Source organism: Serratia sp. B501 (genome assembly GCF_051172315.1).
Classification (GTDB): domain Bacteria; phylum Pseudomonadota; class Gammaproteobacteria; order Enterobacterales; family Enterobacteriaceae; genus Serratia; species Serratia ureilytica.
The window spans coordinates 145,871-159,561 of sequence record NZ_JBPIZB010000003.1 but is presented as its reverse complement, the minus strand read 5'-3'; the positions used below and the strand labels follow the sequence as shown (position 1 = coordinate 159,561).

Annotated in this window: 13 protein-coding genes; 10 read left to right on the top strand and 3 right to left on the bottom strand. The window is 54.5% G+C overall.

Features of this window, described 5'->3' with window-relative positions; genetic code table 11:
• Positions 1 to 4 precede the first annotated feature (4 nt).
• A complete protein-coding gene (locus ACSBQV_RS11335; RefSeq protein ID WP_046687390.1) occupies positions 5 to 658 on the bottom strand; it encodes a 3-oxoacid CoA-transferase subunit B in 654 nt (217 codons plus the stop codon).
• An 11-nt stretch (positions 659 to 669) separates the two neighbouring features.
• A complete protein-coding gene (locus ACSBQV_RS11330; protein WP_016927165.1) occupies positions 670 to 1,359 on the bottom strand; it encodes a 3-oxoacid CoA-transferase subunit A in 690 nt (229 codons plus the stop codon).
• Positions 1,360 to 1,548: 189 nt separating this feature from the next.
• Here ACSBQV_RS11330 and ACSBQV_RS11325 point away from each other — a divergent pair, with 189 nt between their 5' ends.
• The 3 genes from ACSBQV_RS11325 (at position 1,549) to ACSBQV_RS11315 (ending at position 4,367) form a co-directional block, all read left to right on the top strand.
• Positions 1,549 to 2,361: an IclR family transcriptional regulator domain-containing protein gene (locus ACSBQV_RS11325; protein ID WP_033643667.1), complete on the top strand. Its 813-nt coding sequence runs from the start codon at positions 1,549 to 1,551 to the stop codon at positions 2,359 to 2,361.
• A gap of 127 nt (positions 2,362 to 2,488) precedes the next feature.
• On the top strand, positions 2,489 to 3,121 hold the full coding sequence (locus ACSBQV_RS11320) for a helix-turn-helix domain-containing protein (protein WP_033643666.1): 633 nt from the start codon (positions 2,489 to 2,491) through the stop codon (positions 3,119 to 3,121).
• A 283-nt stretch (positions 3,122 to 3,404) separates the two neighbouring features.
• Positions 3,405 to 4,367, top strand: coding sequence for a hypothetical protein (locus ACSBQV_RS11315; protein WP_099782185.1), 963 nt, complete (start codon positions 3,405 to 3,407; stop codon positions 4,365 to 4,367).
• Positions 4,368 to 4,415: 48 nt separating this feature from the next.
• Here the strand turns inward: ACSBQV_RS11315 and ACSBQV_RS11310 are convergent, their stop codons facing one another.
• Positions 4,416 to 4,850: a DoxX family protein gene (locus ACSBQV_RS11310; protein ID WP_099782183.1), complete on the bottom strand. Its 435-nt coding sequence runs from the start codon at positions 4,848 to 4,850 to the stop codon at positions 4,416 to 4,418.
• 1,609 nt (positions 4,851 to 6,459) lie between these two features.
• Here ACSBQV_RS11310 and ACSBQV_RS11305 point away from each other — a divergent pair.
• The 7 genes from ACSBQV_RS11305 to tssG all read left to right on the top strand — a co-directional run bounded on the left by ACSBQV_RS11305 (position 6,460) and on the right by tssG (position 13,688).
• Positions 6,460 to 7,425, top strand: a complete 966-nt coding sequence (locus tag ACSBQV_RS11305) for an ImpA family type VI secretion system protein (protein ID WP_033643664.1) — start codon at positions 6,460 to 6,462, stop codon at positions 7,423 to 7,425.
• Positions 7,426 to 7,449: 24 nt separating this feature from the next.
• Positions 7,450 to 8,007: a type VI secretion system contractile sheath small subunit gene (tssB, locus tag ACSBQV_RS11300; protein WP_033643663.1), complete on the top strand. Its 558-nt coding sequence runs from the start codon at positions 7,450 to 7,452 to the stop codon at positions 8,005 to 8,007.
• The gene (gene tssC, locus ACSBQV_RS11295) at positions 8,004 to 9,530 is read left to right on the top strand and encodes a type VI secretion system contractile sheath large subunit (protein ID WP_033643662.1); all 1,527 of its coding nucleotides are present in this window, start codon (positions 8,004 to 8,006) and stop codon (positions 9,528 to 9,530) included. Before tssB ends, tssC begins: the two co-directional genes overlap by 4 nt.
• Positions 9,531 to 9,761: 231 nt before the next feature.
• Positions 9,762 to 10,286 carry an Hcp family type VI secretion system effector gene (locus tag ACSBQV_RS11290; protein ID WP_004935369.1) on the top strand — a complete coding sequence of 175 codons (525 nt, stop codon included), beginning with the start codon at positions 9,762 to 9,764 and terminating at the stop codon, positions 10,284 to 10,286.
• Between the two features lie 81 nt (positions 10,287 to 10,367).
• Positions 10,368 to 10,814 (top strand): type VI secretion system baseplate subunit TssE, encoded by a 447-nt coding sequence (locus ACSBQV_RS11285; RefSeq protein ID WP_015378391.1) that lies wholly within the window; start codon positions 10,368 to 10,370, stop codon positions 10,812 to 10,814.
• Positions 10,815 to 10,825: 11 nt separating this feature from the next.
• A complete protein-coding gene (gene tssF, locus ACSBQV_RS11280) occupies positions 10,826 to 12,667 on the top strand; it encodes a type VI secretion system baseplate subunit TssF (RefSeq protein WP_033643661.1) in 1,842 nt (613 codons plus the stop codon).
• The gene (gene tssG, locus ACSBQV_RS11275; RefSeq protein ID WP_099782181.1) at positions 12,660 to 13,688 is read left to right on the top strand and encodes a type VI secretion system baseplate subunit TssG; all 1,029 of its coding nucleotides are present in this window, start codon (positions 12,660 to 12,662) and stop codon (positions 13,686 to 13,688) included. The genes tssF and tssG overlap by 8 nt, the downstream gene beginning before the upstream one ends.
• The last annotated feature ends 3 nt before the right edge of the window (positions 13,689 to 13,691 follow it).

Below are 13,691 nucleotides of genomic sequence, written 5' to 3'. Positions count from 1 at the left end.
TTCCTCAAGCGGGGATCAAGTCAGATTGCAGTAAACGTATCGGGGTTAACGCTTGCAGCGCGTCAAAGGTGAGCCCCGGACACAGCTCCAGCACCTGCGGGCCGTCCGGGGTGATATCAATGATTGCCATATCCGAATAAATGCGGCTGACGCAGGCCAATCCGGTCAGCGGGTAGCTGCACTGTTCCACCAGCTTGCATTCGCCGGTCTTGGTCAGGTAGTCCATCATCACATAGACTTTGCGCGCGCCGATGGCCAGATCCATGGCGCCGCCCACCGCCGGGATCGCGTCTTCGGCGCCGGTGCTCCAGTTGGCCAGATCGCCGGCAGCCGAGACCTGATACGCCCCCATCACGCAGATATCGAGGTGGCCGCCGCGCATCATGGTAAAAGAGTCGGCGTGATGGAAATAACTGCCGCCGGGCAGCAAGGTCACCCGTTCTTTACCGGCGTTGATGAGTTCCGGATCTTCTTCGCCCGGCGCGGGTGACGGCCCCATGCCGAGCAGGCCGTTTTCGCTGTGCAGAATCACCTCTTTGTCGGCGGGCAGGTAGTTAGCGATGCGGGTCGGCAGCCCAATCCCAAGGTTGACGTAGGCGCCTTCCGGAATATCGCGCGCTACCCGTTGGGCTAATTGGTCGCGGGTTAATTTTTGCATGTTATGACTCCTCAGGCAGAGAGGGAAAAGGTCGCGGGGTGCGCCACCGCCACCAGGCGCTGGACGAAGATGCCCGGCGTTATCACGTTTTCCGGATCCAGTGCGCCAAGCGGCACCAATTCAGCGACCTGCGCTATCGTCGTGGCGGCGGCCATCGCCATCACCGGGCCAAAATTACGCGCCGCTTTGCGGTAAACCAGATTGCCCCAGCGGTCACCCCGATGGGCCTTTATCAAGGCGAAATCCGCCTTTAAGGGCGTTTCAAACACGTAATGCCGTCCGTCGATTTCACGCGTTTCTTTGCCTTGCGCCAGCGGCGTGCCAAAGGCGGTTGGGGTGAAAATGCCGCCCAACCCGCTGCCGGCGGCCTGCATGCGGGCGGCAAGGTTGCCCTGAGGCACCAGTTCCAGCTCGATCGCGCCGCGGCGATAAAGGTCGTCAAAGACCCACGAATCGGCCTGGCGCGGGAAGGAACAAATCATCTTTCGCACACAGCCGGTCTTGAGCAGCGCCGCGAGGCCGCTGTCGCCGTTGCCGGCGTTATTGCTGATTACCGTCAGCTCGCGGGCACCGCGTTCAATCAGCGCATCGATCAGTTCCAGCGGCTGTCCCGCGGGGCCAAAGCCGCCAATCATGATGCTCGCGCCGTCCGGAATGATGGACACGGCGTCTTCCAGGGTGGCCACACTTTTATCGATCATCTGTTGTTCCTTTCATTCGGCGCCCGCCGGGGGAGTGTTTATCGTCAATGGGAAAAGTAGATCGTCCCTTTCAGGCAAACAATACCGATTATCGAAAAAGTGTGCGATTATCGGCTATTCTTTGAGGGGCATTCGCAGGTTGTGATGGTCGGCACACCGATATTTCAAGCAGACAGCGGGGTAACGAGAATGGAAAAAGAACAGGAAATTACGCGCAGCAGCACCGATCCCTGGAAGGGGGATCCCGACTTTATGGCCTCTTTGGCGCGAGGATTGGAGGTCCTGCAGGCTTTTACGCCGCAGCGGCGGCTGATGTCGGTGTCGCAGATTAGCCAGCGTACCGGCATTCCGCGCGCGGCGGTGCGCCGCTGCCTTTACACCCTGAGTAAGCTGGGCTTTGTGTACGCGGAAGACGGCAAGAATTATGAGCTGCGCCCGCGCGTCTTGTCGCTGGGTCACAACTGGCTGGGGGCTTCGCCGTTGGCCAACGCCGCGCAGCCGGTGTTGAGGCAACTCAGCCAGACGCTCAATGAGTCCTGTTCCATGGCCATATTGGACGGCGATGACATTCTTTATATCGCCCGCGCATCAACTTCGCGGATCATGACCATCGATTTGCACGTCGGCAGTCGCTTACCCGCCAGCACGACGTCGATGGGGCGGGTGCTGCTCAGCGGGCTCGCCAGTGAGACGTTGAACGACTATTTGGCGCGATTGACTCAACTGCGTTACACCAGCCATACCCTGGTGAGCGTCAGCGCATTGCGGGAAGAGCTGGCGCGCGTGCGTCAGCAGGGATATGCCATCAACGATCAGGAACTGGAGATTGGCCTGCGTTCACTGGCGGTGCCGCTCACCACGCCGGACGGCCGCATCGCCGCGGCGTTGAACGTCGGCGTGCATGCCGGCCAGGTTTCCGCAGAGCGTTTGCATCAGCACCACCTGCCTTTGTTGCGCTCGGCCGCCGAAGAGATATCGCTGCTGTTGCACGACTCACCTTGAGCGAGCGCGCAGGGGGCGTATGCGCCCGATTTTTTCCGCGTCTTGCGGCGCGATGCGGTGTTGTATTGTGGGCCGCGGGTAAGGTAATTTGCTGAGGGCATGATGACTGACGCGGGGGCCAACGGACATGAACGAAAGAATCGACTACCACATCGAGAAATACCATTTCGCGCCGCTGGATGAAGCCCCGCGGCTTGCGCGCCAGTGGAGCGAGGTGTTGAACGAGTGTCGCCAGACGCAGGCGGGCGCGGAAGAGCGCCTGCGCATTGCGTTGCTCAACGTGGACTATGTGACCAGTTTCGAATTGCCGTTTCGCTTATTGCTGGTGCGGGCGCCGCAGCTGATTGCCGGCCTGCGCGATGAGCTGTCGATCAGTCAAAAAAATGTGGTGTTCAACGGCAAGCGCTTTGGCTGCGTTTACAGCCTGAAGAGCGATTTAAGCGACGTGCCCGAGGCCTTCCAATACGGTCTGTCGACCCGCATTCACCGAACCTCGGCGTCGGGCGTGGACGCGCTGCCTTACCGGGAAATCGCCAAGGCGCTCAAGGCGCCGCGTGAGCGGCTTAAGCTGGCGCTGGAGCAGGGGCTGCGCGTCACGGCGCTGGACGGACTGTTCTGGTTCGGCATACAACGCATCGCCGCCGAAGTGCGCAGGCTAAGAAAAACCGGCATGACGATCGTGACGGCGGAAACGGAGATTTTCGACACCCTGACCGGCACGACGCGCAAGGTACCGGTTTACCGGCTGGCCGACCGTTAATGGCCGATGACTGGCGATTCATTATGCTGGTTTAAACCTGATTTCCGGCGGGGACAGTCTGACCCCGCGGTGGCTTCCTCTTTTTCTACCCTCATTTCCTCGTCGCTCGATAAGAAAATAGGCGCGATTTCTTCTCAAACCCTCCTCACCGTTCGATCGGCTGCAGCACAACGCAAACGGCGGGCCGTCTTCGATGGCGGGTGTCACGATAGCGTCTCCGGTTGATGGCACCGTTTGCTGTCCACCGTTGGCTTACAACGATGAAGATTTGAAGGAGAAGAGCATGTTGAAACGTTTTGCGTTGCTGTGCGGGTGCCTGTTCGGTGCCCATGCGCTGGCGGCCGGCCCCAACGCCAATATCAAGCATTACGGCTATGACTGGCTGGATTTTTATGAAACCGCCACGCCGTCTTTCAGCGCTACAGAGGCGCTCAAGGCCATTTCCGGCACCGGTTTCAGTATGACCAATCTGAACGTGGTGCACAGCCTGGAAAGCCTCAATCTGCCCGTTTGCGCCGAGGGAACATGCGCCGTGAACATACAGGCCGGCTCGGGGGCGCTCTCGGGATCGCCGTTTATCGATATCTGCTCTGGCGCGGACTCGAACAGCAGTTGTCAGGCCGCAGGTTCCTGGAATGCGATCTGGACGGTTGTGAAGAAGATCGCCGCCGCTAAATATAAACCCGGCGCTATTTATTTTATCGATGAGCCGTTCGATGTTCCGGCCTTACAGACGGCGGGAAAATATGACGCTTACCAATATTCCAGCTATGTTTGCACCCTGCGTCAGGCTATGCAGCAGTATGGGATCGCGATCCCCATTTACACCATTTTGTCCTACCGGCATGCCAATAACGCCGAATTGATCCGTGAAATGCAGCAGGGCGCGCCCGCGACCGCGTGTCCGAGCAATGTAAAAAGCACGCTCGACTGGGTTGGCGTGGACAACTACAACTGGTCGGTGGCGGATATGTGGAGCACATACAATCGTCTGGCGCCGATGAGCTCTGCTGGGCAGAAGTGGGTATTGGTGCCGCCTTCGACGGCATCGTTAGGAATGAATGACCAGCAGTTGCATGCGCAAATTCAATTGTATTGGGATTTTATTAACCAATATCCCAATGCACCTGTGGTTTACATCATGAACTGGCGGTTTGATCGCGAGGTCACCGAGAACCGTGCGGCCTACCCTCAATCGACCGCCTTATTGTCTTTCATGGCTAACACGTTGCTCGGCAAACCTTAAAGCCTAAAAAAGGAGGTTCGACGGGAACCTCCTTATTGATAGCGCGGTTTATCGATAAGCTTCATTGCGCGCGATGGCATACTTCCCGCTGCCCAGCAGCAGTATGGCGACCCCACCCATAAAGAACACCAGTTCGTTTTCAATGCCCCAGGCGCCGACGTCGGTGACGGTGAAGACCTTGCCGGTGCCCACCATCAAAAACGCCACCACCAGCGTGAGGGCGTAAACCCCTGCGGCGGGGCGGGTGAACAGCCCCAAAACGATCAGTATCGGCGCCAGGATCTCCCCAACATATACGCCATAGGCGATGAAGGCGGGCAGCCCTTGTTGTTGTAACGCATCGGCGATCCAGCCGACGCCATGCTGAATTTTCGCGACGCCGTGAAACAGCATCAGCCCGCCGAAGGTTAGCCTGAGCGCCAATTTGCCTGCGTCCGGGTGGTCAAAAAAGCGAGTGAATGCCGCATTGAGTGACTTAACCATGGCTTTTTCTCCTGAATAGGAATGATTTTCAATCAATATATCAGTCGGATGAATGCGAAAGCTGTTCTGGATCAGGAAAACGGCGGGCTTGGCGCTAAATCGCCGGACGAGGCCGGCGATGCGGCCTGATTTTTAGGCGGAATAACCTGTGCGCACGGGCCGAACCGGGGATGAGAAAAGTCATCGGCAGGGTTGGCCCGCCGCGTAGCCCATCTCTTTTCTGTATGTGTTGGCTACCTGATTTGCGTTTCCATCAATGATTGTCAAAGGACGGGCAACGTAAAGATTCATAAGGTTTTTTTGCAGCAATGAAAAGGTGCGCGTTTTCGCTTTAATAACCCAATAGAGTTACCTTTATTTTTATTTTGAACCGCTAAATCATTAACGCTTTTTTTCGGCCTTTTTATTGGGAATTATCTTGCTTATTTTGCCTTGCGAAAGTTGATCCTGTGGGACGCACGGCCAGTGGCGGGTTTTATTTTTATAGATTTTCTTATTTTTTGATGACAATTCAATGCCGAAGAGAATGAGTGAGATTGACTGAGGGGGTTATGAGTGGGTGTAAATTTCCATGAACTATTTTTCCTGGCGTAAAAGTAATCGATTCAGCGCTGTTTTAAGTTATTGAATTGTTTGTTTTATGTATATTGATTTGTTATTTTTTTATTAAAAAAATAATATTTTTTCTTGATATTGGGTTTGCCTTTGCTAGTATCAAATTAGTGGTCTTATCAGTTAGGGAAACATTTCTTGTATATGGAACAGATCGCTGGTCTTAACACGGTTACTGTCGTTGCAGCGCTTACGTGGTTATTTCGCGGTCATAGTAAATGATATCTCTAATGCCACTTTAGTCTGCGAGACCCTTTACTGCAGTGGTGCTTTTGCCGCGGTAAGACGTATGAGAACACACATGAAGGGGAATTGAATCTTAAATTATTCTGATCATTACCCTGAGTTAACTATAAAAGAACGATACTTTATCCACCAGGCTGTTTGTGTACCAATAGGTATTCGGTGCACCACGGCGGAATGTTAATCTGTGCTTTAGCTTTAAAATTAATAATCAAAACTCTCGCCAAATTGTTTATTTTCACACCAGGTTTCGCATGTGTAAGTACTGAGTGCTGGAAATGAAAGTCACACTGCCATCGTCTTCTATTGATCATTGCGTGCTACCCGCTTGCAAGAAACGACTGGCTGTCATGGTTTTATGAAAAAATTTCACTATTTACTGTGGTTATCATTTGCTAATTAAATTATTTGTATCCAGTGGTATTACTGGAATTATCCTACCAAGGATGAAACGTTGTTTTTAGGGCAGTTTTTGATTTTTTTCCTATTCTTAGCTTGCATAATTATCGTTTGCAATTTATTGATTTTAAAAGGAAAAAATAAATATGTAAATGTAAAATAGTTTAAACCGATCACTGTGATTCTATTGATAGGCTCAATCTATTATTGTTGTTAATATTAATACATCTAAACAATTTGCGAGCTTGGTGACGACTAACTTACGCTAAAAGGACTCTGGGAAAGACTGGCGAACGTAAAAGCCCGCTTTATTAGGCTTTATGTTTCTAGTGCTGATTGAAAAGGATATCAGGCCATGAATGAAGTCATCTCAACGGAAGTGAATGGCGTCGAATTTGATCCACGATACAGTGAAATTGAATTCACGCTTTCGGAATATGACAGCCAAACCGATCCGCTTAATGCCGTAGACAATGCGCGTGATATCAATTGGCACGCCATTCGCGAGCAGTCTGCCGCGTTGCTGGAACAGTGCTTCGATTTACATGTCGTGCTGTGGTTTATGCGCGCCAATCTTCATATCGACGGTTTTTCGGCCTTCTACCAGGGCATTAAGGATATTGACGCCAAATATGCCGAGGAGGGCGCCACCATTTTCCCTCAGGCGGATATGGAACCCTCATCGGACAGCTTTCATGCGGCCGCATTAGGGTGGCTCGCCACATCGTCCTGTCTGCACGAAATCAAGAACAGCAAGATTTTTCCCGACACGCCGTTAACCACCGACGAGCTGCTGAATATGCGGCTTGACGAGCAGGAAGGCAAAAGCCTGCATTTTTCGGAGGTGGTAAAGGTGCTGGGGCAAGCCGACAGTTATTTTGCCGGCAGAAATCTGCCTTCGCTGAAAGAGCAATTGGCGCTGGAAATCGATGCGCTGGAGCGCGTCGAGAATTACGCCAATCTGCAGGCTGAAGATTATCGTTTGGACTGCCGGCAGGTGCGCGACTATTTGAAACAGTTCAACCGCCAGCTGGCTTCACTGGAACAGCAGGAATTGCCGGCTGAACGGGATGACGCGGAGATTGACTCGCCGGATGCTGACGCGCCTGTCGCCATGCCCGGCAAATATATCCGTTCCCGGCAGGATGTCATCTTGCTGTTGGATCAGGTTTTGGACTATTTCCAAAACTATGAGCCCAGCCATCCGGCCCCCATTCTTATTCGACGTTCACAAAAAATGATCGGTATGGACTTCGCGACGATTGTTGAGGAGCTTTTGCCGGAATCTCTGGCCTCGTTAAATCAATTGTCCGGGAAGTAATTTTTATCACAAAGGAGTTTTCCAATGGCTAAGGACTCAAGCTCTCAGAAATTTATCGGTAAAAATAACGCGCCGCGCGTGCAAATTGAATATGACGTAGAGCTTTACGGTTCACAAAAGAAAGTGGAGTTGCCCTTTGTTACGGGGGTCATGTCCGATCTCTCTGGGCATCGGAAAAAGCCTTTGCTGCCGATCGAAGAGCGGAAATTCCTGACCTTTGATCAGGACAACTTCAACGATCGCATGCGCGCCATCAAGCCTCGTCTGCAATTTTACGTCGAGAACACCCTGAGCGAAGACGATGCGTTGCTGGACGTGGAATTGGAGTTTGAATCGATGGATGACTTCACGCCTGGCGCCATCGCCAAACGGGTTCCGCAGATGCAACGCCTGCTTGAAGCCCGGGAGCATCTCACTGAGCTGATCACCTATATGGATGGTAAATCCAGCGCGGAAGAGGTGGTGAAGAATCTGCTGGAGAAACCCGATTTTCTGCATCGTTTGGTGACGGATGCGCGTAAAACGGTCGCGGATGCGGAACAGGATGTGCAGGATTCCGGCAATAAAGGAGATGAGGAATGAGAGCGAGGCAACGACGCTATTCGGCTAAGCAGCAGGCTACGGCAGTCGCTGAAGTTGAAACGCAGGAAACGGAAAATGAGCTTGACGGTTTGCTCAAGCGTTCATTCCGGCCCAGAACGAACGAGGCTTCGGAAGCGGTTCGTCGGGCTATCGGCACGCTGTCCGAGTATGCCAATAAAGGCAAGGTCAAGGTCAGCCAGGATGTCGTATTGACCATTGAATCGTTGATTGCCCAGATCGACGAACAGCTTTCGCAACAGATGAACAATATCTTGCACCACAAGGAGTTCCAGAAGCTGGAGTCCGCCTGGCAAGGTCTGAGTTATCTGGTCGATAACACCAACGTCAGCGAAACGCTCAAGATCCGGGTGTTGAACATCAGTCAGGATGAGCTGACGCGCAATTTGCGCCGCTATCGGGGCTCCGCCTGGGATCAAAGCCCGGTGTTCAAACAGATTTACGAACAGGAATATGGTCAGTTCGGCGGCGAGCCGTTCGGTTGCATCATCGGCGATTTTGAATTCGATCACAGCCCGATGAGCGTCACGTTGCTGACCGAGTTGGCGAAAATTTCCGCGGCGTCGCACTGCCCGTTCATTTCCGCCGCGTCGCCGTCGCTGCTGCAGATGAGCAAGTGGAACGAACTGGGCAACCCGCGGGATATCGGCAAGATTTTCACCACGCCGGAATATGCGTCCTGGCGCCGCCTGCGCGAAAGCAACGACTCGCGTTACCTGGTGTTGACGATGCCGCGTTTCCTGTCGCGTTTGCCTTACGGGGCGAAAACCAACCCGATCGAAGAGTTCGCTTTCGAGGAGTCCGTCAGGCCGGATGTGGATGATGATTTTTCCTGGGCCAACTCGGCGTATGCGATGGGCGTCAACATCAACCGCGCGTTCCATGAGTACGGCTGGTGTTCGAAGATTCGCGGCATCGAATCCGGCGGCTCGGTGGAAGAACTGCCCGCCTACGCGTTTCCATCCGATGAGGGCGGATATGAACTGACGTGCCCGACGGAAGTGGCCATTTCCGATCGGCGCGAGCAAGAGCTTTCCGACGCCGGGTTCTTGCCCCTGGTCTATCGCAAGCATTCCGATTTCGCCGCTTTTATCGGTTCTTGCACCATGCACGCGCCGGCGAAATACGAGGATCCCGACGCGACGGCCAACGCCAAGCTGTCTTCGCGCTTGCCTTATATTTTCGCCACGTGCCGATTCGCGCACTATTTGAAATGCATCGTGCGCGACAAAATCGGTTCTTTTCGGTCCAGGGACGATATGCAGCTGTGGCTGAATGACTGGCTGATGAACTACGTCGATGGCGATCCTTCCGTCTCGACCGAGGCGACCAAGGCGCGTCGTCCATTAGCCGCCGCCGAGGTGCGCGTTGAGGATGTAGAAGACGATCCGGGTTATTACCGCGCGCATTTCTATTTGCGCCCGCATTACCAGTTGGAAGGCATGACCGTGTCCTTGCGACTTGTATCAAAACTTCCGTCAGCCAAAAAAGATGGGAGCAGATAAGTTACGGCTGGTCATTGGTTTGGATATTGCCGACGTTAATTATTAAATGGCGTTGGTGGGAATTGATATTTCATTGAAATTTAGTGGCGCTGTTTTTTACGCTATTGCTATTTATTAATGGCTAATGGGTTCTCATTGTCGCTATTTCAATGATCGCGTAGGCAATATAACGACTTATCTGAATAGACTTTTCAATTAACGAAGTAGACCTATCAGTCAAGGAGACAAAAAATGAGCACGAAAGCTTTAGTAGACTATTTTTTGAAAATTGAGGGTGTTGATGGTGAATCACCCGACCAAACCTACCCTGGCTGGATTCAGCTGCAAGCCTGGCAATGGGCGGAAGAAAACGCCGGCCGTTGGGGGTTCGGGAGCGGCGGCGGTTCAGGCAAAGTCGAGATGAAAGACTTTGAGTTTCGCATGGTGAGCAATAAGGCTTCGCCGAAACTGTTCCTGATGTGCGCCACCGGCGAGCATATTCCTCAGGCAAAACTTGTTTGCCGTAAATCAGGCCAGGGTCAGCAAGACTTCATTGCCGTGACCTTCAGCAACTGCCTGGTTTCCTCATTCAAGACCGTGGGTAATATGCCGCTGAATTCCACCATCGGTACTGAAATCGATACCGTGCTGCCAACCGACGTTATCAAGCTGAATTTCGCACGTATCGAAGTTGAGTACAAAGAGCAAAACAATGATGGCTCCATGGGTGCGGTAATTAAGACGGGGTATGACCTCAAGCTTAATGCCCGTATCTGATCATTGATGTCACAACACTAATTGCAGGCTGTCTGCCCGCAGCGATTGCGGGCAGACATAAGCCTTATCGCGAGGTGTTAAATGAAAGCGTCATTGCCCATGCTATTCGATAAGCTCAGCGTGAGACATCAAAGCGCCAGCGCCGATAATTGGCGGCGTGTTTTGGTGCGTGATATCGAATTTTTACTGAATGACGCATCGCGCAGCGCTGATTTGAAACTTCATGATTATGCGCACAGCGAAAGTTCGGTATTGAATTATGGCCTGCCGTCGCTGAGCCAACGCATACCGATTAATACCGATCCGTTAACGCTGGCGAGACATATACAAAGAATCATTACTTCGTTTGAGCCGCGTCTGGATCCGAAAACGATTCGTGTGGTGCCTGTAGTGAATGAACGCCAATCGTATGTGCTGGCGATTTTATTCGATATTTATGGCACCTGCTCATTACCGGGTGACGAAATGCTGGTTAATTTGCGCATCGCTCTTGATTATTCCTGTGGCGCCGTACACGTATTTGATTAATAGGGGTGACTATGTTCAGTGAGCGCTTTCTCCAATTATATAATGATGAGCTGCGTTATTTTCGCGAGGCCGGTCGTCAGTTCGCCTCTTCTCATCCCCAGGTCGCCCAGCATTTAGGCATGCATATCGACGGCGTGCTGGATCCTTTCGTTGAGCGTCTGTTGGAGGGCTCCGCGTTCCTTTGCACCCGCATCCAGGAAAAGCTGAACAATGAGCAGCCGGAATTTGCCCTGCAAATGCTCTCACGCTTGGCGCCGCTGTGGTATACGCCGGTTCCCGCGATCGCCACCGTCGCGATTAAGCCCGATCTCTCTTTTCCCCAGTGGCACAGCCAGGTTGACCTGCCGCGCGGGAGCCGCATGACCCTCAACGATATCTCGCTGAACAACAAACCCGCCACGTTCACCACGGCACGGCATATTAAAGTGCAGCCCGTTGAGATTTCACTGGCGGAATGCGAGATTTTGCCGCCGCACCATTTGCCTGACGGTGCCGCCAGACACATGCAGGATTGCTCGGCCTACGTCAGGATATGCCTGACGACGCACGGCGTGCTTCCCGTCTCGGAGCTGGATCTCGAGCCGCTGCACCTGACGCTGGCGGAAGATACGGTGCGGGCCAATCAACTGCTGGCCGCGTTGCTTAATCGCACCTTGCGCATCGTGCTATGGGCGAAAAGCGACGACCGGCCAATCGTCAAAGTCTTGCAGCCGGACAGCTTGCGCCTGGGCGGCGTCAGCGATGAAGAAGCCTTGTTGCCCACCGTGGTGGGGGAACTGCCCGGCAACCGGCTGATGCGCGAATACTTCGCCGCGCCAAGCCGCTTCTTCAGCCTGGAGCTGCATGGCGTGCAGGATTTTCTGCGCCAATGTGAACGCGTTCACGAGTTCGAGATCTTGTTCGCGCTGGAGCAACGCCCACTCACTCTGATCGGTCGCGTCAACGCCAGGGATTTTCATCTTTTCGCGACCCCGGTCATCAACCTGTATCGCCGCCATTGCTCGCCGGTGCTGCTGACGGATGAGCGCACGGAGCACCAGCTGGTGGTCGATCGTTTGAACACCTCGCTGTATGAGATACACAGCGTAAAACAAGTGAAAGGCATGCTGCCCGACGGCAACCCGGTGATTTTCTCTTCGCTGCAGGCCGACGTGCAGTACGACTGCGAGCGGGAGCCGGCCGGTTATACGCTGCACCGTCGCCGGGAGCCGTCGCCCTCCAAGTACAACAATCCGCACCTGCCCAACGAAGATACCTTCATCGCGATATCGCCGGGCAAAAGCGGCATCGACATCGACGACATCACGTCGCTCAGCGTCGAGGCGCTGGTATGCGAACGGCATCTGGTGCCGGCGCACCTTCAGCAGCCGCATTTCCAGCTGGAAACGGCGATGCCGATCCACCAGGTGGAGATCGTCCGCTACCCGAGCAACCCGGTCGCGGTGCCGAACATCAGCCAGGCGTGGCAGGCGATTCAGATGCTGGCCTCCAATCCTTTGCGCCATGCGCGCCCCGACGTTCAGGATTGTTCGGCGCTGTTGCGCGACTGGCTGTCGTTGTTCTGCCACCAGGATGACTCCAGCCAGCGCAAGCGCATCGCCAGCATCAAAAACGCCTGGGTGGAGCACCACTTCGAACGCAATCAGGGGCCGGGGCCGCTGGCCTGGATCCGCGGAGCCGAGATCGCCGTCAACTTAAGCGCCAACCATCATGCCGACCACGGCGCCTATCTGTTCGGCAAAATATTGCACCACGCGTTGAGCCAATACGGCGACCTGAACCAAACGTTAAGCATGAAGCTGTTGCTGGATGGGGAAACCCACGCCGACTGGGGGGCGCTCTACTATGGCTGATATGTCGTTGATGCGTGAAACGGCGCTCTCGTTGGAACAGGCGCCGACGCCGGGGGCGCAAAGCGAAAGCGCGGGCCAGGCCGAAATCCGCGGGCTGTCCAATCGACAGGATTTTTTCGAGCTGCTGCGGCGTATCGAACGCGCGCAGCCGGATGCGCCGCGGCTCGGCGTCTCCAACGATCGCAGCCGCGAAAGGCTCTGCATTACCCAGCCGGCGGATATGGCGTTCGCTTCGCGTGAAATCGCCTCTATCGTGCAGCGCCCTAAGCAAGTGCTGATTCAGGCGCGGCATTTCGGCATGTTCGCCCCCTACGGCCCGCTGCCGATCCATGTGACAGAGCACGCGCGCACCGAAGTCATCGCCAGACGCAACCAGGCGTTCCAGCAGTTCGTCGGCATCGTCAGCCAGCGCTTCGCCGTATTGCACTACCGGGCCTGGGCGCAGCTGAAGTCGATGATCGGCCATGAGCATGACGATGATAAAAACCCGTTCTTGCGCCATTTGCGCCAGACGGTGGGCGTCGATACGGCGCTGACGGTGAACCCGCATATCCAGCGCCTGCGCGAGGCGTACCCCGGCACTTATCTGCCCGGTCGCCGCTCGCTGCGGCAACTCAACAAGATGTTGGCGGCCTATTTCGCCGTTCCCATCACGATTACGCCGCGCTACGCCAAATGGATCGACGACGGCAAGCAAAGCGGCAGCCAAAAGCTGGGCAAGTTGGGCAGCACGCGCATCGGCAGCCGCTTTTTCGATGCCCAGTACGGCGCGCATATTCAGATCGGCCCGCTGGGGGCCCCGCAGTATCAGCAGTATCAGCGCGGCAGCCGGCGGCTGCAGGCGCTGGTGAGCATCTGTCATGACTTTACGAGCCATCAGCTGATGCTGGATGTCAGCCTGCTGATTGCCACGGAGCCGGGCATGGCGGCGCAGCTGGGCGGCAAGTCGCTGAGTAAAGACAGCTGGCTGAAACCTAAGACAGGGACGTTTAGGCAGCTGGTTTATCAATCAACAACTTAATAT

Bases quoted from the DNA above. Each gene is read 5' to 3' on its own strand.
- ACSBQV_RS11315 (WP_099782185.1), top strand. From the start codon at position 3,405: ATGTTGAAACGTTTTGCGTTGCTGTGCGGGTGCCTGTTCGGTGCCCAT.
- ACSBQV_RS11285 (WP_015378391.1), top strand. From the start codon at position 10,368: ATGAAAGCGTCATTGCCCATGCTATTCGATAAGCTCAGCGTGAGACAT.
- ACSBQV_RS11330 (WP_016927165.1), bottom strand. From the start codon at position 1,359: ATGATCGATAAAAGTGTGGCCACCCTGGAAGACGCCGTGTCCATCATT.
- tssC (WP_033643662.1), top strand. From the start codon at position 8,004: ATGAGAGCGAGGCAACGACGCTATTCGGCTAAGCAGCAGGCTACGGCA.
- ACSBQV_RS11325 (WP_033643667.1), top strand. From the start codon at position 1,549: ATGGAAAAAGAACAGGAAATTACGCGCAGCAGCACCGATCCCTGGAAG.
- ACSBQV_RS11335 (WP_046687390.1), bottom strand. From the start codon at position 658: ATGCAAAAATTAACCCGCGACCAATTAGCCCAACGGGTAGCGCGCGAT.
- ACSBQV_RS11310 (WP_099782183.1), bottom strand. From the start codon at position 4,850: ATGGTTAAGTCACTCAATGCGGCATTCACTCGCTTTTTTGACCACCCG.
- ACSBQV_RS11290 (WP_004935369.1), top strand. From the start codon at position 9,762: ATGAGCACGAAAGCTTTAGTAGACTATTTTTTGAAAATTGAGGGTGTT.
- tssB (WP_033643663.1), top strand. From the start codon at position 7,450: ATGGCTAAGGACTCAAGCTCTCAGAAATTTATCGGTAAAAATAACGCG.
- ACSBQV_RS11320 (WP_033643666.1), top strand. From the start codon at position 2,489: ATGAACGAAAGAATCGACTACCACATCGAGAAATACCATTTCGCGCCG.
- ACSBQV_RS11305 (WP_033643664.1), top strand. From the start codon at position 6,460: ATGAATGAAGTCATCTCAACGGAAGTGAATGGCGTCGAATTTGATCCA.
- tssF (WP_033643661.1), top strand. From the start codon at position 10,826: ATGTTCAGTGAGCGCTTTCTCCAATTATATAATGATGAGCTGCGTTAT.
- tssG (WP_099782181.1), top strand. From the start codon at position 12,660: ATGGCTGATATGTCGTTGATGCGTGAAACGGCGCTCTCGTTGGAACAG.